This is a genomic window from Parashewanella sp. 2210YD4-3 (assembly GCF_056591735.1).
The window spans coordinates 17,180-38,856 of the sequence record NZ_JBWQOG010000014.1 but is presented as its reverse complement, the minus strand read 5'-3'; the positions used below and the strand labels follow the sequence as shown (position 1 = coordinate 38,856).

The window sequence follows — 21,677 nt, the reverse complement described above, 5'->3', positions numbered from 1 at the left end:
ATGGATGTGCTATGGGATGACTATAAAAGTGCATTTGCGGTAGCGAAATCTGGTAGCTTGAGCCAAGCGGCAAAACATTTAAGGCTGGCTCATAGTACTGTGCTGCGCCATATCGATCGCTTAGAAGATAACCTAGGAACAAAGCTATTTTTTCGTCACCAGCGAGGTTATCAACTGACTGAAGCAGGACAGGTATTTTTAAAAGAATTTCCTAATATTCAGCACCAATTTAAACGATTGGAAAATCAAATCCATAATGCCTCGAATGAACTCAGTGGTAACATCGTAATCACTACCGTTAATACTTATGCTATCCGCTTACATTCTACTATCAAATCACTAAGGCAAGCACACCCTCAGTTAAGGGTAACCATGCATGCAACTGATGAAATTATTCCACTTGAAAACGGCACGGTACATGTCGCTATTCGCCCCGGAAACAAACCCCAAAGCAGTGATGTCATTGTTAAACCGCTACATGCTATGGAATTAAAAATCTATGCTCATAAAGACATCGCTAATTCCGGCATGCCGAACACCATTGCTGATTTGCATCAGTTTGATTGGGTGACTCCCACAGGCTTTAAACGCAATATTCCTATTTTTAAAACCATTTTGTCTCATATCCCACTAGAAAAAGAAGTTTATCAATCCAATCATTTTTCGGATATGGCTCACGCTATTTCAGAAGGTATGGGAATAGGCGTAATAGGAAAAACAGTCGCCGATGAACTGCCAAATTTGATTGAAACCCCATTCCAAGTTCCAGATCAAATTGACCATCTGTGGTTTGTTTACCATCGTGACTTACGCAACAGCAACAAAGTCAAAGCCTTGTATGAGCACTTATTGAAGAACTTGATTTAACGACTTAGCATAATGTCTGAGACATACCCTTGTTCACAATGCTCTAAAGCCGGAATAATAAGCTCGGCAGCTTGATCAGCCGTCATAAATGACTCTACGGGATAGTCGACGCCGGTTTGCTGCCAAAAACCCGTGTTCATTCCCGCTGGATAAACGCCAATTACTCGCACTTTGGTGGATTTCATTTCTTCACGTAGCGCTTCAGTAAAACCTCTGACGCCCCACTTTGCAGCACAATACACCGTTTCATTAGCTTTGCCTTTTTGTGCAGCTGTAGACATGACATTGGCAATGACACCTCCCTTTATTTGCATCATTTCAACAAACGCTCGACATGGGTAAATCACTGAAAGCAAGTTTGTTTCTAAAGAGGAAGCAATATCAGATTCATCTATGTTAGGTAAGCTACCGAAGACGCCATGCCCTGCGCAGTTAATCAAACCATCAGGAACACCCCAGTTTTCGACGGCATATTCTTTCAAGGCTTGAACATCAGAAGCTTTCGTCAGATCGGCCACAAACAACTTATGGTGGGCTTCGTTCAGTTCGGCCAGTAAAGTCTTTAATTTTTCTTCATTTCGTCCAACCAGCAACAAACGTTTACCTTGCTTTGATAAACACTTTGCTAACGCTTGACCTAAGCCACCAGCGGCACCTGTAATAATATATGTCATGATTATTGTTTCCTTAAAAGCAATGTCATTATAAAAGAAAACGGCGTCCTAACTTCAACGTAACATTAAGCTTGCTTCACAAAAGCCAAAAATATTTTCACTGCGATATAGTTAGTCAAAATTCGATATGAATTATTTCTTATGCCTGTAGCCATAACACCAGAACAATTACCCCCTCAACTTAGGTCATATCCTTATTTTGGGAAAAAAGGCCTAAATCAATCAAGGGTTGAAAGGTTACTCATAGGCAACCATAAGCAAGCCGTATTTATGGGCTGGTTAGATAAGTTTCTTTCATTTATTCGCCGTGACCAAAAAGCCAAAGCATTAGATGTGTTATACCAGTTACTCACACATGATAAGCCAACTCCTGCCACTACAGGCAATAGCCATTACTCATTAGTGGGCAATCCTGATAAGCCGAAAATTGAATTGACTGCTTATGAGCGTTTTATGCGCTTAAAGCAAATGGCGGATCCCAATTATGCTGACAAATTTCACGCAGAAGTAACACCAGAATTAACGTTGAAATTAACCATTGATGATCGCATTATCTTTGAATCCGAATTACAGCACGAACTTAGAAGGATAACTTCTAATGATGGAACCCCATTTTTCGAAAACTACCAACAGATATTAAAGGATTACTTCCTAAGCAACCCTAAAGCTGTAAACAAACAACTGGTGGATAATGGCGAAAAACCCATTGACCCAGATAAAGGATTTAGTCAACTTGGTGGCGACGAAGCCCTTGCTCTCAGTATTGTTTTTGTTCAGCATAGTGAACATGTTTCTCAATTAAAGGAATTTTTACAAGATACCAATACCTCAGCTTTAGTGCTTTATGATGCTATAAGTCAATGGCAAGGATCAGCACTTGAAAGCTATAATGGGACTATATTTGCAAACGCTTTAATTTTCATTAATGACGAAGTTGCCGAAGAGCATATCCATGAAGTCGAAAATAGCTTACACCAAATAAACCAAGCTTACCGTCAATTCGAAACCGCGGGAAACACGGGCAACGAACAGCAACGAGCTGCAGCTGAACATAAACTAGTAAAGCAAAGCCTTCATCATCTAGAAGTGATGCAACGAGCAACGGCAAAAAACAGATCACCTCTAATGAGTCTTCAAGCCAATCACCTAAGAAACCGTTTAATGAATAAAGCTACATCTTCTCTCTAATGATGAACTTCAAGCACAGCAAAAGGTGCTTCTTGTTAAGAATGCTTTTCATTCTTTTTCGTTAAAACGATCTCCTTTATAATAATCATCTTTTCGTCCAATAATTATGATTATAAAGGTATGACTTATGATTGCTAAGCTTTCAAAACTTGCCCTTGGTTTGTCGCTGGTCACAGCATCAACACTCACTTTCGCTGAATCTATTACGTTTGATTCTCACGTTAAACAAGATACTGATACTTTGGTACTGTTTTATGGTGAAAAAGGCACCAATACAAGCTTCAACAGCTTTGATAAGCAAAGCAACGGTCAATTGACAAAAGCGATCAAAGCGGCTGGCTTTAAAGGTGGATACAGCAATACCGTAGAGGTGTTGGCTCCCAACAATATCGATTATCAACGTGTCATAGTTATTGGTACAGGTGATAAAGCGCTATCAAAAAGCACGGCCACAAAGCTGGGCGGGAATTTATCGGCCAAACTTGAAAAATCACAAATCAAAACCGTTACCGTTGCCGCTGATGACTTAACCAATAACGCCGAAACGGCGGCACTCATTGCTCATGGTATTAATCTTCGTGCTTACCGCTTTGAAAACTACTTTAAAGAAAAGCGCCAAGAAAAATCCTTCTATTTCGATGTGGATAACGCAAAAGCCACCCGCAAGGCATACAAGCCATTAACCTACATAGAAAGTGGCGTATTTTTAGCGCGTGATTTAACCAGCGAAACGCCTACAGAAATGACGCCAGTAGATTTTGCAAAAGCCGCAAAAGAGCTGAAAAAATATGGCGTGAAAGTGACTGTGCTTAACCCTAAGCAACTCAAAAAGTTAGGCATGGGTGCCTTAGAAGCCGTTGGTAGAGGTAGCGTAGAAGGCGCTCGTTTGGTGGTTGCTCACTATAAAAACAGTGATGAAGCTCCGATTGCTATTGCTGGCAAAGGCATTACCTTTGATTCTGGCGGTTATAACATCAAAACCCACAGCTCTATCGTTCACATGAAGTCAGACATGGCAGGTGCAGCCGCCGCATTAGGTACGGTCAAAGCACTCGCCATGGGTAAAGAAAAAGTGAATGTGGTTGCCGTGATGGGCATGGCAGCTAACATGGTTTCTGAAAAATCTGTAGCTCCGGGTGACGTACTGACCACAGCAGAAGGCTTAACCGTTGAAATCACTAACACCGATGCCGAAGGTCGCTTAGTGCTAACCGATGCTATGTGGTATGCCCGTGAGAAGTACAATCCAAAAATTTTAATTGATGTCGCAACATTAACAGGCTCTAAAGTTCGTGCTGTTGGTAATGAATATGCAGCTGTATTTTCTGAGGACGACAACTTAGTAAAACAACTCACCATGGCAGGTAAAGAAGTAAACGAAAACCTATGGCGTTTACCATTAGGTTACAAGAGTGCACTTAAGAGTAGTATCGCCGACTTGCGTAATACTGGCTCAAGTGGTCCGGGTGCCACCACTGCAGCAAGCTTTTTACAGCATTTTGCTGGTGATACCAAATGGGCTCATATTGATATCGCAGGCAATGCACTCGCCAGCTCGTCAAAAAATGAAGTACCCAAAGGTGGCACTGGCTTTGGAGTAAGATTACTCACTGAATGGATTTTGGATAACAAGTAATATTGCATCCTATATTCATTATTTATACAACTTAAGAGCGCTGCAGCGCTCTTTTTTGTTACAGCCCTTAGGTATTCTCAATGGGATTACTCTGATTTGGAATCCCATGAAAAAAAACAGCTTATTCCTAACGCAGTCCAAACAGCTACACCAGTCCAATATAGTGTTGGCTCTTGATCACGGTATACGATGCTATAAAGGTAGGTATAACCGTGGTAAAGATCCCAACCAGCCCAGCCTAACAATAACACACCTATTATTTTCCAGAACATAATACCTCCGACTCGATTATTCGGCCTTTATTTATGACCTTCCAAAACTCAAGATTAATGGTCAACACTATACCCTTTTCCCCAAATTGGATGAAGATAATTTAATGTGATTTTAATGGCGTTTCTCAGTAAAGTAATTTTGATTTTTCAAGTAATTATGTTTGCTAATTATTCCATATTTCATATTCATGAGCATCAAACATTAGTGAGGAGTTGTTTTTATGGCAGGTGCTGTTGACTCTACTTTAGAACAATACCTTACCGATAAATACGGTACGTTTGGATCAACTGACTCTAAAGGTTCAGGTGATTCAGATGACTTCGATAACCATACATTCAGCCCAACTTCACAATGTGATCCCAATCGACTTTCACACGTAACCTTCCATCAACAAGATATGATAGGTACTCCAGACTTTTGGGCTAGCCCAAGATGTATAATCTTGGCGGCCGAAAACAAGCAATCTGATAGTGACAGTAGCCCGCAATTTCACAAGCCTTTGCAAAAAATTCCAACTAAGACAAAAGAAGAAATGGAAGCAGAAAGACTTCAGCAAAAGCAAGAGCTTGAAGCTGCACAAAAAAGAAAAGAACAACAACTACAAGCCGACATTGATTCAGGAGCAAATCACAAGTCTCGAGCATCACTATTTAAGTATTTTGGTGTCACCGAAGAATCAAGGCTCGAATTAAGGAAAGTACGTCCACACTCAGCACAAGCCAGAACCACTACATCTGAGAACACAAGAACGAATACATTTCATGATCGCCCACATTCCGCAGAGCATACAGATGCGGCTCATAATTACCCTATGCAAAGAGGAAGTTCAGCGCTCAAGAAATTGCAAGATACCGAATGCCGAAGGACAAACAGTGCTTTAAAAAGAAACGAAAAGACCGCAAAACAAAAAGCTCCTGATACTTTACCTCTGCCTGTTGTAACTAGCGAATACGATAGCAACGACTCTGAAAGTGAAGATCTGTTAACGCCACTGCCTAGCTCGCCTATTTCACCGATTACTTCAATGCTAAGTGCTTGCTCGCCAGATGCAGCTTATTCAGATCTACTTCTTACAAGTCAGTCTTCAGTTGAGTTGTCATCAACGAATACACTAGAACTGACTGTAGGTGCAGATGGCAAAACAAGACTTTCAACTCCTTCCCGACCTAAATCAGCCATAACAGCTTCAACTAGAGATTTTCCTAAATTTGAGATAGCTGACAGTTACATTGATAAACATTTTCGTAAAGCACTCATTGATGCACGAACTAAGGTATCAGGCTATAAGCGTGATCGTTATAATCAAATGTGTGTCATGCTAACGAAAAAACCAGATTCACGTGCCACCCGCAAACATAAGCAAATATGTACACATCATAAAGCCCAAGGCTCCAGCACTTTGGTAAATGAATTATCAACTTTGGCAAACAGAAAACCTAACCAGACAGACAGTACTGGCAAAACACCACTGCATTATGCAGCATTGAGTGAGTATGTTCAGCGAAGTGCTATCACAGTTTTGGTTCTTCAAGGCGAACAACTACAAATCAAAGATCAGTATGGCTTCACACCATGGCAATACGCTCTCTTACACCAAACAATGAACAATATTACGGTGTTTATAGACAAGTTATTCGAGCAGAATATCGATGAGAAAACTATCTTAGAGATAATCGCGTGGCATTATGCCGCAGAAAAGGAAGTCTTGATACCAGCGTATTTAAACGGTGTAAAAAAGCGAACATGGCCTATCTATACTGAAAGCACGATCTTTGCGTGTGAAGTTAATTACCCAAAATCACTGCCATTAGATGGTAAGAATTAACACGCTCTGTCCGGCCACTGACCAGAATCAAGCGGCGTTCGCCTGCTACTTTTCAGCCATTGGGCTGAAAACCTTAACGCGCTCGTCCCGGCCACTTGCCAGATCCAAGCGGCGTTCGCCTGCTACTTTTCAGCCATTGGGCTAAAAAGCTTCACGCGCTCGTCCCGGCCACTTGCCAGATCCAAGCGGCGTTCGCCTGCTATTTTTCAGCCATTGGGCTGAAAACCTTAACGCGCTCACCTTTCTCGTGAAACTGGTCGTACTGTTTATCTTAAATTACAGGCATTAAAAAAGGCCGCATACTGCGACCTTTTTCAGTGTTTAACTAAATGTCGATATTACTCAACGATTTTAGCTACAACACCAGCACCAACTGTACGACCACCTTCACGGATTGCGAAGCGTAAACCTTCGTCCATCGCGATTGGGCAGATTAGAGTAACAACCATCTTGATGTTGTCACCTGGCATTACCATTTCTACGCCTTCTGGTAGCTCGATAGTACCTGTTACGTCAGTTGTACGGAAGTAGAACTGTGGACGGTAGCCTTTGAAGAATGGAGTGTGACGTCCACCTTCTTCTTTCGAAAGTACGTATACTTCTGATTCGAAAGTGGTGTGTGGAGTGATTGAACCAGGCTGTGCCAATACTTGACCACGCTCAACTTCATCACGCTTAGTACCACGTAGTAGTACACCACAGTTCTCACCTGCACGACCTTCGTCAAGCAGCTTACGGAACATTTCAACACCAGTACAAGTAGTAACGGTAGTATCTTTGATACCTACGATTTCTACTTCGTCACCAACTTTGATGATACCGCGCTCAACACGACCCGTTACAACAGTACCACGGCCTTGGATTGAGAATACATCTTCGATAGGAAGAATGAACGCACCGTCGATTGCACGCTCTGGCTCTGGAATGTAAGTATCAAGAGCGTTTGCTAGCTCAAGAATTTTCTCTTCCCACTGTGCTTCACCGTTTAGTGCGCCTAGTGCAGAACCTTGGATAACTGGTAGGTCATCACCTGGGAATTCGTATTCAGATAGAAGTTCACGAACTTCCATTTCTACTAGCTCTAGAAGCTCTTCATCGTCAACCATGTCACATTTGTTCATGAATACGATGATGAAAGGTACGCCAACCTGACGTGAAAGCAGGATGTGCTCACGAGTTTGTGGCATTGGACCATCTGTAGAAGCAACAACAAGAATTGCGCCGTCCATCTGTGCAGCACCAGTGATCATGTTTTTAACATAATCCGCGTGACCTGGGCAGTCTACGTGCGCATAGTGACGTGATTCAGTGTCATACTCGATGTGAGAAGTATTAATGGTAATACCGCGCTCACGCTCTTCTGGAGCATTATCGATTTGTGCGAAATCTTTAACGTCACCACCGAATTTTTTAGTTAAAACGTGTGAGATCGCTGCGGTTAGAGTAGTTTTACCGTGGTCAACGTGACCGATTGTACCAACGTTAACGTGCGGTTTGCTACGTTCAAATTTTTCTTTAGCCACTTTATATTCCTTTTCTTTCAGGAGTCCTACCACCAGCGGCAGGACGGCTTAAGTCTTAAGATAAATGTGTTGGAACTCGAAAGCTTAGCCTCGAGCTTCCATCATCGCTTTTGCAATGTTTTGCGGCGCTTCGGTGTACTTCAAAAACTCCATAGAGTATGAAGCACGACCTTGAGTAGCGGAACGCAAGTCGGTCGCATAACCAAACATTTCAGATAGAGGCACTACGGAACGAACGATCTTGATGCCGGCTATGCCGTCATCCATACCTTCGATTAAGCCGCGGCGACGGTTTAAGTCACCAACAACATCACCCATGTACTCTTCTGGGGTAGTTACTTCTACCTTCATGCAGGGTTCGAGCAACACAGGCGACGCTTCAAGCGCACCTTTTTTGAAGCCCATGGAACCAGCAATCTTGAAAGCCATTTCGTTGGAGTCTACATCATGGTATGACCCATCGTACAAAGTGACCTTCACGTCCAACACAGGGAAGCCGGCTAAAACACCGCTCTTCATCTGCTCTTGGATACCTTTGTCAACGGCAGGAATGTATTCTCGAGGAACCACACCACCCACAATATCATTGACGAATTCATAACCTGAGCCTTGCTCTCGCGGCTCAATTTTTAACCATACGTGACCAAACTGACCACGACCACCGGATTGGCGAATAAATTTTCCTTCGACTTCAACGGCATTTTTAATGGTTTCGCGGTACGCCACTTGTGGCTTACCAACGTTACATTCTACTTTAAATTCACGACGCATACGATCAACGATGATATCAAGGTGCAGTTCACCCATACCTGAAATCAAGGTTTGACCGGACTCTTGGTCGGTTTCTACGCGGAATGATGGATCTTCTGCGGCCAATTTTTGCAGTGCAATCGCCATTTTTTCTTGGTCGGCTTGTGAGCGTGGCTCTACTGCAATGGTGATCACTGGATCTGGGAATTCCATACGCTCCAGAATCACTTTATGTTGGCTGTCACACAGAGTGTCCCCGGTCGTCACATCTTTTAGACCAATGGCTGCTGCAATATCACCGGCGCGAACTTCTTTCAATTCTTGGCGATCATTGGCATGCATTTGTACCATACGACCAATGCGCTCTTTTTTCTCTTTAACCGAGTTGTAAACCATCGCACCAGTTTCTAGCACACCAGAATACACACGCATAAAGGTTAGCGTACCCACGAATGGATCAGTCGCAATTTTGAATGCTAATGCAGAGAACGGTTCTTTGTCATCTGAATGACGTTCAACTTCTTTATCGCGATCATCAAGACCTTTAATTGCTGGTACGTCAATTGGTGCAGGCAAGAAATCAACCACGGCATCCAGCACAGCCTGAACACCTTTGTTTTTAAAGGCACTACCACACGTCGCCAGTACGATTTCATTGTCTATGGTGCGCTGACGTAAAGCAGTTTTGATTTCTACTTCGGTTAAGTCACCTTCTTCAAGGTACTTATCCATCAATTCTTCACTGGCTTCTGCAGCGGCTTCAACCAAGTATTCACGCATTTCTTCAGCTTGGTCTTGAAGCTCAGCAGGAATATCTTCGTAACTGAATGTAGCGCCTTGATCCGCTTCATTCCAGTTAATGGCTTTCATCTTAATAAGATCAATAACGCCTTTAAACTCATCTTCAGAGCCAATGTTTAATTGGATGGGCACACAGTTTGCGCCCAAACGATTACGAATTTGATCCACTACGCGCTCAAAATCAGCACCCGCACGGTCCATCTTATTAACAAATACAATGCGTGGTACGCCGTATTTGTCCGCCTGACGCCATACAGTCTCAGATTGAGGCTCTACCCCTGATGATCCACAAAAGACAACCACAGCGCCATCTAGCACACGTAGAGAGCGTTCTACTTCAATAGTGAAGTCAACGTGACCTGGAGTATCAATAATATTGATGCGATGCTCGGTGAATTGGCCTTCCATACCACGCCAGAAAGTGGTGGTAGCGGCAGAAGTGATGGTGATACCACGTTCTTGCTCTTGCTCCATCCAGTCCATGGTCGCAGCACCGTCGTGCACTTCACCGATTTTGTGGGATAAGCCAGTGTAAAACAAGACACGCTCTGTGGTAGTGGTCTTACCCGCATCTACGTGAGCGCAGATACCGATGTTACGATAGCGCTCAATAGGAGTGTTACGAGCCACGAAAGAATCCTCTTTAATTAAACCGCATAGGGTTATCTATTTTTGGTTTTATACCAATTCGAAATGACGCTAATGAGACAGTGTAACCTGTTTTGTTAATTTAACATCATTGCGAATTGGCATGTTGCCATGCCAAACCGATGTGAGCCCGAAGGCTCACACACAAAGCCATTACCAGCGGTAATGAGCAAACGCTTTGTTTGCTTCTGCCATGCGATGCACGTCTTCGCGCTTCTTAACAGCAGTACCTTTGTTTTCAGATGCGTCTAGCATTTCACCTGCTAAACGTAGAGCCATAGATTTTTCACCACGCTTACGTGCAGCTTCAACCAACCAACGCATTGCTAACGCATTACGACGAACTGGGCGCACTTCACATGGAACCTGGTATGTTGAACCACCAACACGGCGAGATTTAACCTCAACCGCTGGGCGAACATTTTCCAGAGCAGTTTCAAGGATAACTAGGTGCTCTTCGCCTTTTTTATCAGCAACAACATCTAGAGCCTTGTAAATGATTTTTTCTGCAACAGACTTTTTACCGTCTTGCATAAGTACGTTGATGAACTTAGCCAGCAACTCACTTTTAAATTTTGGGTCTGGTAGGATTTTACGTTGTCCTACAACGCGACGTCTTGGCATAACATTTCTCCGTATGCTTCAGGTATTTCCAAAACTGGAATTACAATTATTTAGTTTGGCCTTACTAACTTAACGGAAAGTTAAGACTTAGGACGCTTAGCACCGTACTTAGAACGGCCTTGGCGACGAGCAGTAACACCTGCACAGTCTAATGCGCCACGAACGGTGTGATAACGCACACCTGGCAAATCTTTAACACGACCGCCACGGATCAAGATAACACTGTGCTCTTGAAGGTTGTGACCTTCACCACCGATGTATGAAGTAACTTCAAAACCGTTAGTTAGACGCACACGCGCTACTTTACGTAGAGCAGAGTTAGGTTTTTTAGGTGTAGTAGTGTAAACACGAGTACAAACACCACGCTTTTGTGGGCACGCTTCCAACGCAGGCACATTAGTTTTAACAACTTTAGGCTTACGAGGCTTACGTACCAACTGGTTAACAGTTGCCATGTAATAGCTCCAAATTCTGTTGAGTCTCCCCAACATAAGGTGTGAAAAATCTATATCCCACAATGGTGGGACGCGGAATTTTAGAAAGCAAATGCCTAACTGTCAAGAATTAGCCACTTTTTCTCGTTATTTTTCCGAGAAAGTGAAAAATAATTAACTCGTTATCACTCAATTCATACAGTACGATGGCTCGTAAATTGGTTGCTAAAGGTAAAACGATGGCTGGTATTTCCGTTCAAAACAACGCTGTGTGTTGCAAATTATCAACAGCAACACTCGATTCTCTATATCATTTTGCGACTCCTTTATACATGGGGCGATACATTGCAGGCACCACTGGGGCTATTGGGGGTATAGTCATAGGTACAGCCCGTTACTTGATAGAATCTAAGAACCCAATGGGCCTGAGAAGTAATGGCATCTACCAATTTTTTACTAATGCAACCGATTATGTTGCACCTGTATGTTTCGATTTGATCTCTAATAATAAGCTTGGAGCTTTAGTAGGGTTGACGGAAAGGACATTGACAATGTTAAGGGTCCTAGCTGTATCAAAAAAACAGAATATCCCGTTAATACCATCGATTAATCGTTTTTTTAGGTTTCACAATCATCCTGTATTACGTGAATTGGATTTTTATAGATATGCCTTTCAACGCCTCTCAGGCTCTCGTGCTTTCTGCCAACCCTTTCACTTGTCTGATCTAAAGCTGGTTGATCAAGTTTAGGAACTTAACACCCAACAACAAAAAAGGCGCCTAAAGGCGCCTTTTTAATCAACATAACGTCAATGACCGTTATTACGAACCCGCAAGATTCAGAAGATCCGCCAAGTTCTGCTCAGCTTCGCTGGCAGAAATTGGTGCAACTTCTTTTTCTTCTTCGCTCGCAACTTGGTTACGTTTCTGATGATATGCGTAACCCGTACCCGCAGGGATCAGACGACCTACAATCACGTTCTCTTTCAGACCACGAAGCGTATCAGACTTACCGCCTACTGCTGCTTCGGTCAATACGCGCGTTGTTTCTTGGAACGACGCAGCTGAAATGAACGATTCAGTGGCAAGAGACGCTTTAGTGATACCCAATAGATCACGCTCATAAGTCGCAGGCGCTTTGCCTTGTGCTTCTAATTCACGGTTAGCGATCTTAACGCGAGACACTTCCGCTTGCTCGCCTGGTAAGAACTCAGAATCACCCGCAGAAGTGATAGTACACTTACGCAACATCTGGTTGATGATCACTTCGATGTGCTTATCGTTGATCTTCACACCCTGCAGACGGTATACGTCTTGAACTTCGTTAACGATGTAGTTCGCCACATGGTGGATACCACGTAGACGTAGAATGTCGTGTGCTGCTTCTGGACCATCAGCAATCACTTCACCCTTTTGAACTTTTTCACCTTCGAACACGTTCAAGTTACGCCACTTAGGGATCATCTCTTCGTACGTATCACCGCCTTCAGTTGGAGTGATTTGTAGACGACGCTTACCCTTCGTTTCTTTACCGAATGCAATCGTACCTGAGATCTCAGCAAGAATTGCAGGCTCTTTAGGCTTACGTGCTTCGAATAAGTCAGCAACGCGAGGTAGACCACCAGTAATATCACGAGTTTTCGACGACTCTTGTGGAATACGTGCTAATGCATCACCCACGTTCACATCATCGTTATCTTCCAAGTTAACCAGTGCGTTACCAGGCAGGAAGTATTGAGCAACAACGTCAGTACCCGGGATCATCAAATCATTGCCGTTGGCATCAACTAGACGAACCATTGGACGTAACTCTTTACCTGCTGAAGTACGTTCTGCAGCGTCGATGATCTGGATAGAAGATAGACCCGTTAACTCGTCAGTTTGACGGTTCATGGTCACGCCTTCAATCATGTCAACAAACTTGATCTTACCCGCCACCTCAGAAATGATTGGGTGAGTATGTGGATCCCAGTTTGCAATAACTTGACCAGCTTCAATAGCGTCATCGTCTTGAACTTCAAGTACAGTACCGTAAGGCACTTTATAACGTTCTTTCTCACGTCCCATCTCATCGATGATAGCAAGCTCAGATGAACGCGATACAATAACCAGCTTGTTTTCACTGCCGACTACGTACTTCGCATTATGCAGCTTCAATGTACCAGCATTCTTAACCTGTACGTTGTTCTCTGCAGATGCTCTTGATGCCGCACCACCAATGTGGAAGGTACGCATCGTAAGCTGCGTTCCTGGCTCACCAATCGACTGTGCTGCCACAACACCGATAGATTCACCTTGGTTGATGATATGACCACGCGCCAAGTCACGACCGTAACAATTCGCACACACACCAAAGTCAGTTTCACAGGTAATTACCGAGCGAACGATAACTTCATCCACTGAGTGCTCTTCGAGCAAATTACACCATGCTTCATCAAGAAGGGTGTTACGCGGTGCAAGCACTTTTTCAGTACCTGGGTAGTAGACATCTTGTGCAACCACACGACCTAGAACACGCTCACGTAATGGCTCAACTACATCACCACCTTCAATCAGTGGTTTCATAGTTAGGCCGCCTTCAGCGCCACAGTCTTCTTCAACTACAACCAAATCTTGAGCAACGTCTACTAGACGACGAGTTAGGTAACCCGAGTTTGCTGTCTTCAATGCGGTATCGGCTAGACCTTTACGCGCACCGTGGGTTGAGATGAAGTACTGAAGTACGTTCAGACCTTCACGGAAGTTCGCCACAATCGGCGTTTCGATGATAGAACCATCCGGTTTCGCCATCAGACCACGCATACCAGCTAGCTGACGGATCTGAGCCGCACTACCACGAGCGCCTGAGTCGGCCATCATGTAGATGCTGTTGAATGACGCTTGCTTCTCTTCTTTACCTTCACGGTTAATAACCATTTCAGTAGAGAGGTTCTCCATCATCGCTTTCGATACTTTTTCGTTGGCCGAAGCCCAGATATCGATCACTTTGTTGTAACGCTCACCTGCGGTTACAAGACCTGATTGGAACTGCTCTTGAATTTCGCGTACTTCAGCTTCAGCTTCAGCAACCAGCGTGTACTTCTCATCTGGGATGACCATGTCATCGATACCAACTGAAGCACCAGAAAGCGTTGCAAAACGGAAACCTGCGTACATCAATTGGTCAGCGAAGATAACAGAGTCTTTCAGACCTAGCTTACGGTAACAGGTGTTTAGAAGCTTAGAAATTTGCTTCTTACCCATGTTTTGGTTCACTAAATCAAATGACAAACCTTTTGGTAAGATTTGTGACAGCAGCGCACGTCCAACCGTGGTATCTACGATACGTGTTGATTCAGTGGCTTCACCTTGCTCATCAAATTCAGTTTCAGTGATACGCACTTTAATACGAGAGTGCAGTTCAACTGATTTAGTCGCGTAAGCTTTTTCTACTTCATCAGTAGACATGAAGGCCATACCTTCACCTTTGCCGTTGATTTTCTCACGGCTGGTGTAGTACAGACCCAATACCACATCTTGTGATGGCGTGATAACAGGCTCACCGTTCGCAGGTGACAGAATGTTGTTGGTTGACATCATTAGCGCACGAGCTTCTAACTGAGCTTCAAGCGTTAATGGAACGTGAACCGCCATTTGGTCACCATCGAAGTCAGCGTTATACGCCGCACACACCAATGGGTGTAGTTGGATAGCTTTACCTTCGATAAGTACAGGTTCGAACGCTTGAATACCCAATCTGTGAAGTGTTGGTGCACGGTTAAGTAGCACTGGGTGTTCACGAATCACTTCGTCTAGAACGTCCCAAACTTCACCCACTTCGCGCTCAACCATCTTCTTCGCAGCTTTAATGGTAGTCGCTAAACCGCGACCTTCTAGCTTGCCGTAGATGAATGGCTTGAATAGCTCAAGTGCCATCTTCTTAGGTAGACCACATTGGTGCAGACGCAGAGTAGGACCTACGGTAATAACCGAACGGCCTGAGTAGTCAACACGCTTACCTAGTAGGTTTTGACGGAAACGACCTTGCTTACCTTTGATCATGTCAGCCAAAGATTTAAGAGGACGCTTGTTCGAACCTGTGATAGCACGACCACGACGACCGTTATCCAGTAGTGCATCGACAGACTCTTGCAACATACGCTTTTCGTTACGTACGATGATGTCTGGTGCAGCTAAGTCAAGCAGACGCTTCAAACGGTTGTTACGGTTGATCACACGACGGTATAGGTCGTTCAGATCTGAAGTCGCAAAACGACCGCCATCTAGTGGTACTAGTGGACGTAGATCAGGTGGAAGAACCGGAAGCACTTTAAGGATCATCCACTCTGGCTTGTTACCAGAAGTGAAGAACGCTTCAAGCAGCTTTAAGCGCTTAGTGATCTTCTTACGGCGAGTTTCAGAGTTGATTGATGGCAACTCTTCACGCATTTCTTCAATTTCTTTTTCAACGTCAATAGCACGTAGCAGATCAAGTACTGCTTCTGCACCCATTTTCGCTTCAAACTCATCACCGTATTCTTCTAGTGCATCAAGATACGCTTCTTCAGTCAGCATTTGACCGCGCTCAAGGCTGGTCATGCCGCCTTCAGTCACGACGTATGATTCGAAGTACAGTACGCGCTCAATGTCACGTAGTGTCATATCTAGCATCAAACCGATACGAGATGGTAGTGATTTCAAGAACCAAATGTGGGCAACTGGGCTGGCCAGTTCAATGTGACCCATACGCTCACGACGTACTTTAGTTTGGGTTACTTCAACGCCACACTTTTCACAAATTACGCCACGGTGCTTCAAACGCTTGTACTTACCACACAAACATTCGTAGTCTTTTACTGGGCCGAAAATACGAGCACAGAATAAACCTTCACGCTCTGGCTTGAAGGTACGGTAGTTAATGGTTTCTGGCTTTTTAACTTCACCAAATGACCAAGAACGGATCAGATCTGGCGAAGCCAGACCAATTTTGATCCCTTCAAATTCTTCGGTCTTGTTCTGTTGTTTCAGAAACTTTAATAAATCTTTCACGTTTCTCTCCTGAAGGAGTTAAACCGGGTGCCCTGCTCAGCAGGACACCATTCATTCAGCCAAACGTCGGCTGCGCCATCGTTTAAACCTGATCTAACTCGATATTGATACCAAGCGAACGGATTTCCTTCAGTAATACGTTGAAGGATTCAGGCATACCAGGTTGCATCTGATGGTTACCGTCGACGATGTTCTTATACATCTGAGTACGACCGTTCACGTCATCCGACTTAACCGTCAACATTTCCTGTAGCGTGTAAGCGGCACCGTATGCTTCCAGTGCCCATACTTCCATCTCACCGAAACGCTGACCACCGAATTGTGCTTTACCACCAAGCGGCTGCTGAGTAACAAGACTGTACGAACCAGTAGAACGGGCGTGCATCTTATCGTCAACCAAGTGGTTCAGTTTCAGCATGTACATGTAACCCACGGTTACAGCACGCTCAAACTCGTTACCGGTACGACCATCAAACAGAGTAACCTGACCAGACGCTGGCAAGTCAGCAAGCTCAAGCATTTGCTTGATTTCTTTCTCTTTTGCGCCATCAAATGCTGGAGTTGCAATTGGTAGACCTGTTTTCAAGTGCTTGGCTAGGCGAACCACTTCATCATCAGAAAAGCTATCAATATCGACTTTTTGCTGTAGACCTTCACCCAACTCGTATACATCTTTGATGTAACTACGTAGCTCGGCTAGCTCACGCTGATCTTCAAGCATAGCGTTGATCTTGTTACCGATACCTTTCGCGGCCGCACCCATATGAACTTCCAGTACCTGACCGATGTTCATACGTGATGGTACACCCAATGGGTTCAGTACGATGTCAACTGGGTTACCGTGCTCATCGTATGGCATGTCTTCGATAGGACAAATCTTCGAGATAACACCTTTGTTACCGTGACGACCTGCCATCTTGTCACCAGGCTGGATAGTACGTTTAACTGCAAGGTAAACCTTAACAATCTTAAGTACGCCAGGAGCAAGATCATCACCTTTGGAGATCTTACGACGCTTGATGTCTAGGCGAGTTTCGAAGTCTGCTTTTAGCTCAGCGTGCTGCTCAGCCAATTGCTCAAGTTCGGTTTGCTTGCCTTCATCGCTGATCACTTCTTCAAGAAGTACTTTACCAGCCACACCTTCAACGTTTACGCCAGCACCTTTAAGTAGGTTACGAGCACGATCGAAAATGCCTTCTTCCAAGATTTGGAATTCTTCAGACAAATCTTTACGCGCTTGCGCCATGTGCATTTCTTCAATTTCAACCGCACGCTTGTCTTTTTCAACACCGTCGCGAGTGAACACTTGAACGTCGATGATGGTACCTTTTACAGAGTTAGGTACACGTAGCGAACTGTCTTTAACGTCAGACGCTTTTTCACCGAAGATAGCACGTAGAAGTTTTTCTTCTGGCGTCAGCTGAGTTTCACCTTTAGGGGTTACTTTACCCACTAAGATGTCGCCGCCTTTCACTTCAGCACCAATGTAAACGATACCTGACTCATCTAGCTTAGACAGTGCAGATTCACCTACGTTTGGAATATCAGCCGTGATTTCTTCGCTACCAAGCTTGGTATCACGAGCAATACAAGAAAGCTCTTGAATGTGAATGGTTGAGAAACGGTCTTCTTGCGCTACGCGCTCAGAAATTAAGATCGAATCCTCAAAGTTGTAACCATTCCAAGGCATGAAGGCGATACGCATGTTTTGACCCAGTGCCAAATCACCTAAGTCAGTCGATGGACCGTCAGCCAGAACATCACCACGTACCACTGGATCGCCAACAGAACAACATGGACGCTGGTTGATACAAGTGTTTTGGTTCGAACGGGTGTACTTAGTCAGGTTGTAGATATCAATACCTGCTTCACCTGGCTGAAGTTCAGCTTCGTTCACCTTAACAACGATGCGTGATGCATCAACGTAATCAACCACACCACCACGGTTAGCCGCAACAACAACACCAGAGTCAACGGCTAACGTACGCTCAATACCGGTACCGACAAGTGGCTTTTCAGCAACTAAAGTTGGTACTGCTTGACGTTGCATGTTCGCACCCATCAATGCACGGTTCGCATCATCGTGTTCTAGGAATGGAATTAACGACGCAGCAACAGAGATGATCTGTTGAGGCGATACGTCCATATATTCCACTTTATCAGCTGGCATGAAGGTAGATTCGCCACGGTGACGACACGCCACTTGCTCTTCTACTAGACGGCCATCAGTGTCAACTTCGATGTTCGCCTGTGCAATCACAAAGCGACCTTCTTCAATCGCTGATAGGTATTCCACTTCGTCAGTGATCACACCGTCAGTCACTTTACGATACGGAGTTTCTAGGAAACCGTATGGGTTAGTGCGAGCGAATGATGCCAACGAGTTGATAAGACCAATGTTTGGACCTTCAGGAGTTTCAATCGGACATAGACGACCATAGTGAGTCGGGTGTACGTCTCGAACCTCAAAGCCAGCACGTTCACGGGTTAGACCACCAGGACCTAGAGCCGAGATACGACGCTTGTGCGTTACTTCAGATAATGGGTTGTTTTGATCCATGAACTGAGATAACTGTGAAGAACCAAAGAATTCTTTCACTGCAGCTGAAATTGGCTTAGCGTTGATCAAGTCTTGTGGCATCAACTCAGCTAAATCGCCAAGGCTCAAACGCTCACGTACTGCACGCTCAACACGTACTAGACCAACACGGAATTGGTTTTCTGCCATTTCGCCAACAGAACGAATACGACGGTTACCTAAGTGATCGATATCATCAACTTCATCGCCACCGTTACGGATCTCAATGATTTTCTTCATTACCGCAACGATATCATCGTTAGATAGCGTACCTTCACCTTCTTCATTATCAATGCTTAGGCGACGGTTGAACTTCATACGACCTACTTTTGAAAGGTCATAACGTTCTGGGCTGAAGAATAGGTTACCAAATAGGGCTTCTGCCGCTTCTTTGGTTGGTGGCTCACCTGGACGCATCATGCGATAGATTTCAACAAGTGCTTCTAAACGGTTTGCCGTTGGATCTAGCTTCAAGGTGTCAGAAATGTAAGCACCCGCATCAAGCTCGTTGATGTATAGAGTGTCAACTTCTTTAATACCTGCAAGAGATAGGTTCGCTAAATCTTCTAGGCTGATTTCAGCATTTGCCGAAACCAATACTTCACCTGTATCAGGATCAATGTAATCTTTTGCCGCAATTTTGCCAACAATGTACTCTACAGGCACTTCAAGCTCAGTAGTGTTGGTCTTACCTAATTGGCGGATATGACGAGCAGTAACACGTTTACCGGCTTCAACCAGCACACTACCGTCTGCGTCTTTGATGTCAAAACTTGCCGTTTCACCACGTAGGCGATCAGGAACAAGTTCCATCATTAACGAATCTTTCTTAACTTTGAACTGAACTTTGTCAAAGAATAAGTCTAAGATTTCTTGCGTCGAGAACTCGAGTGCACGAAGCATGATCGTTGCAGGCAGTTTACGACGACGGTCGATACGTACGAATAACGCATCTTTTGGATCGAACTCAAAATCCAACCATGAACCACGGTAAGGAATAACGCGTGCATTATAAAGCACCTTACCTGAAGAGTGGGTTTTACCACGGTCGTGATCAAAGAATACACCTGGAGAACGGTGTAGCTGAGATACAATCACACGTTCTGTACCATTGATAACAAAGGTACCGTTACCGGTCATTAATGGGATATCACCCATGTAAACATCTTGTTCTTTGATGTCTTTAACCGTACCGGCCGCCGCTTCGCGATCATACAGAACCAAACGCAGCTTCACACGCAATGGTGCAGAATAGGTAACACCACGGATCTGACATTCTTTCACATCAAATTCTGGCTCACCTAAGGTGTAGCTAACATATTGCAGCTCAGAGTTACCTGAGAAGCTCTTGATGGGAAAAACGCTACGGAATGCAGCTTCTAGGCCGCGTTCACCCGTTGGATCTTGATCGGTGAATTTCTTAAAAGAGTCTAATTGAATAGACAATAGATACGGAATGTCCAACACTTGTGGACGTTTACCGAAGTCTTTACGGATACGCTTCTTTTCAGAATAGGAGTAAACCATGGGTTTCCTCTGATTTAGCAGATATGACCAACACTGAATGGTTCATGAAAGAGACCATCAGCACGTTTGCCCATCACCGTTGTAACACCCTTAACCAGTAATCTCTGTTAAGGATGCGACCAGCCAACTTCTAGGCGATAACGACTGGTAAAACTTGTGGCGATAAACGGTGAAAATTTCGCCTGCGCTTTAGCGCAAAAAAGCCAGCGGTCAAAAAACCGCCAGCCTACACTCAATTTTTATTGAGTGAGTAAGTCTATATTAGAACTTACTTAATTTCTACTTCAGCGCCAGCTTCTTGTAGATCTTTTGCTAATGCTTCAGCTTCTTCTTTAGAGATGCCTTCTTTAACAGCAACAGGTGCAGACTCAGCCATACCTTTAGCTTCTTTAAGACCTAGGCCAGTTGCGCCACGTAGAGCTTTAATTACAGCAACTTTGTTTGCGCCGTGAGAAGTAAGAACTACGTCGAACTCAGTCTTCTCTTCAGCAGCAGCACCTTCACCAGCACCACCAGCAACAACAGCAGCAGCAGCAGATACGCCGAACTTCTCTTCCATTGCTTCGATTAGTTCAACAACTTCCATTACTGACATTTCAGCAAAGGCTTCTAAGATTTGATCTTTAGTGATAGACATTAGAAATATTTCCTATTGTTCTGAATTCAATTTTATTAAGCAGCGAGCAAATAATTATGCTGCTTCTTCTTTTTGATCGCGTAGAGCGGCCAGTGTACGAACCATCTTGCCAGCTGAAGCCTCTTTTAGAGTCATCATTAACTGTGCTAGTGCTTCTTCGTAAGTCGGCAGTTTCGCTAAACGATCAATATCAGCTGCAGGGATGAAATCCCCTTCAAAGGCTGCGCCTTTTACTTCAAATGCTTCTTGCTCTTTAGCGAAGTCTTTAAGAAGACGCGCTGCAGCACCTGGGTGCTCGCTAGAGAAAGCAATTAAAGTAGGACCGGTAAAGACTTCGCTCAGGCACTCATATTCAGTACCTTCAACCGCGCGACGTGCTAACGTGTTACGAACAACACGTACATATACGCCATTTTCGCGAGCGGCTTTACGTAAACCAGTCATGTCACCTACAGTTACACCGCGTGAATCGGCTACAACTGCAGATAGCGCACCTTTGGCAACTTCGTTGACTTCAGCAACAATCGCTTTCTTGTCTTCGAGATTTAATGCCATTGGCTTTATGCTCCTGGATTCTACCTAGGGAATATCCCTAGTATTAACCATACTGAATCTCATGATTCAGTGACTCTTGGTGCAGATGATCCAGCAGAAAAAATTCTATC

Annotated in this window: 15 protein-coding genes; 5 read left to right on the top strand and 10 right to left on the bottom strand. The window is 44.3% G+C overall.

All coding sequences use genetic code 11. The features are described from left to right. Window positions 1-867 carry a LysR family transcriptional regulator gene (locus tag AC1EU0_RS17355; RefSeq protein ID WP_480303825.1) on the top strand — a complete coding sequence of 289 codons (867 nt, stop codon included), beginning with the start codon at window positions 1-3 and terminating at the stop codon, window positions 865-867. Here the strand turns inward: AC1EU0_RS17355 and AC1EU0_RS17350 are convergent. Continuing rightward, window positions 864-1,541, bottom strand: coding sequence for an SDR family NAD(P)-dependent oxidoreductase (locus AC1EU0_RS17350; RefSeq protein WP_480303824.1), 678 nt, complete (start codon window positions 1,539-1,541; stop codon window positions 864-866). The two genes, AC1EU0_RS17355 and AC1EU0_RS17350, sit on opposite strands and share 4 nt — an antisense overlap. Window positions 1,542-1,682: 141 nt before the next feature. Between AC1EU0_RS17350 and AC1EU0_RS17345 the strand changes: the two genes are divergently transcribed. Then, entirely contained in the window at window positions 1,683-2,729 is a 1,047-nt protein-coding gene (locus AC1EU0_RS17345) for a hypothetical protein (protein ID WP_480303823.1), read from the top strand. Window positions 2,730-2,856: 127 nt separating this feature from the next. Beyond that, on the top strand, window positions 2,857-4,365 hold the full coding sequence (locus AC1EU0_RS17340) for a leucyl aminopeptidase (protein ID WP_480303822.1): 1,509 nt from the start codon (window positions 2,857-2,859) through the stop codon (window positions 4,363-4,365). Window positions 4,366-4,451: 86 nt separating this feature from the next. Here AC1EU0_RS17340 and AC1EU0_RS17335 read toward each other — a convergent pair whose 3' ends face one another. Beyond that, window positions 4,452-4,637 carry a hypothetical protein gene (locus AC1EU0_RS17335; protein WP_480303821.1) on the bottom strand — a complete coding sequence of 62 codons (186 nt, stop codon included), beginning with the start codon at window positions 4,635-4,637 and terminating at the stop codon, window positions 4,452-4,454. Window positions 4,638-4,858: 221 nt separating this feature from the next. Here AC1EU0_RS17335 and AC1EU0_RS17330 point away from each other — a divergent pair, with 221 nt between their 5' ends. Then, window positions 4,859-6,463, top strand: a complete 1,605-nt coding sequence (locus tag AC1EU0_RS17330; protein ID WP_480303820.1) for a hypothetical protein — start codon at window positions 4,859-4,861, stop codon at window positions 6,461-6,463. A 338-nt stretch (window positions 6,464-6,801) separates the two neighbouring features. Here AC1EU0_RS17330 and tuf read toward each other — a convergent pair whose 3' ends face one another. From tuf to rpsL, 4 genes are all read right to left on the bottom strand, one after another. Further along, window positions 6,802-7,986: an elongation factor Tu gene (gene tuf / locus AC1EU0_RS17325; protein WP_480303819.1), complete on the bottom strand. Its 1,185-nt coding sequence runs from the start codon at window positions 7,984-7,986 to the stop codon at window positions 6,802-6,804. Between the two features lie 84 nt (window positions 7,987-8,070). Then, entirely contained in the window at window positions 8,071-10,167 is a 2,097-nt protein-coding gene (gene fusA, locus AC1EU0_RS17320; RefSeq protein ID WP_480303818.1) for an elongation factor G, read from the bottom strand. A gap of 171 nt (window positions 10,168-10,338) precedes the next feature. Further along, window positions 10,339-10,809, bottom strand: a complete 471-nt coding sequence (gene rpsG / locus AC1EU0_RS17315; protein ID WP_121839258.1) for a 30S ribosomal protein S7 — start codon at window positions 10,807-10,809, stop codon at window positions 10,339-10,341. An 80-nt stretch (window positions 10,810-10,889) separates the two neighbouring features. After that, entirely contained in the window at window positions 10,890-11,264 is a 375-nt protein-coding gene (gene rpsL, locus AC1EU0_RS17310) for a 30S ribosomal protein S12 (protein ID WP_121839259.1), read from the bottom strand. 218 nt (window positions 11,265-11,482) lie between these two features. Between rpsL and AC1EU0_RS17305 the strand changes: the two genes are divergently transcribed. After that, entirely contained in the window at window positions 11,483-11,992 is a 510-nt protein-coding gene (locus tag AC1EU0_RS17305; protein ID WP_480303817.1) for a hypothetical protein, read from the top strand. 72 nt (window positions 11,993-12,064) lie between these two features. On the opposite strand, the gene rpoC is transcribed toward AC1EU0_RS17305, so the two are convergent. The 4 genes from rpoC to rplJ form a co-directional block, all read right to left on the bottom strand. Further along, entirely contained in the window at window positions 12,065-16,270 is a 4,206-nt protein-coding gene (gene rpoC, locus AC1EU0_RS17300; protein WP_480303816.1) for a DNA-directed RNA polymerase subunit beta', read from the bottom strand. A gap of 82 nt (window positions 16,271-16,352) precedes the next feature. After that, on the bottom strand, window positions 16,353-20,375 hold the full coding sequence (gene rpoB / locus AC1EU0_RS17295; RefSeq protein ID WP_480303815.1) for a DNA-directed RNA polymerase subunit beta: 4,023 nt from the start codon (window positions 20,373-20,375) through the stop codon (window positions 16,353-16,355). 268 nt (window positions 20,376-20,643) lie between these two features. Continuing rightward, a complete protein-coding gene (gene rplL, locus AC1EU0_RS17290) occupies window positions 20,644-21,012 on the bottom strand; it encodes a 50S ribosomal protein L7/L12 (RefSeq protein ID WP_480303814.1) in 369 nt (122 codons plus the stop codon). Window positions 21,013-21,066: 54 nt separating this feature from the next. Further along, window positions 21,067-21,567 (bottom strand): 50S ribosomal protein L10, encoded by a 501-nt coding sequence (gene rplJ, locus AC1EU0_RS17285; RefSeq protein WP_480303813.1) that lies wholly within the window; start codon window positions 21,565-21,567, stop codon window positions 21,067-21,069. Window positions 21,568-21,677: the final 110 nt, after the last annotated feature.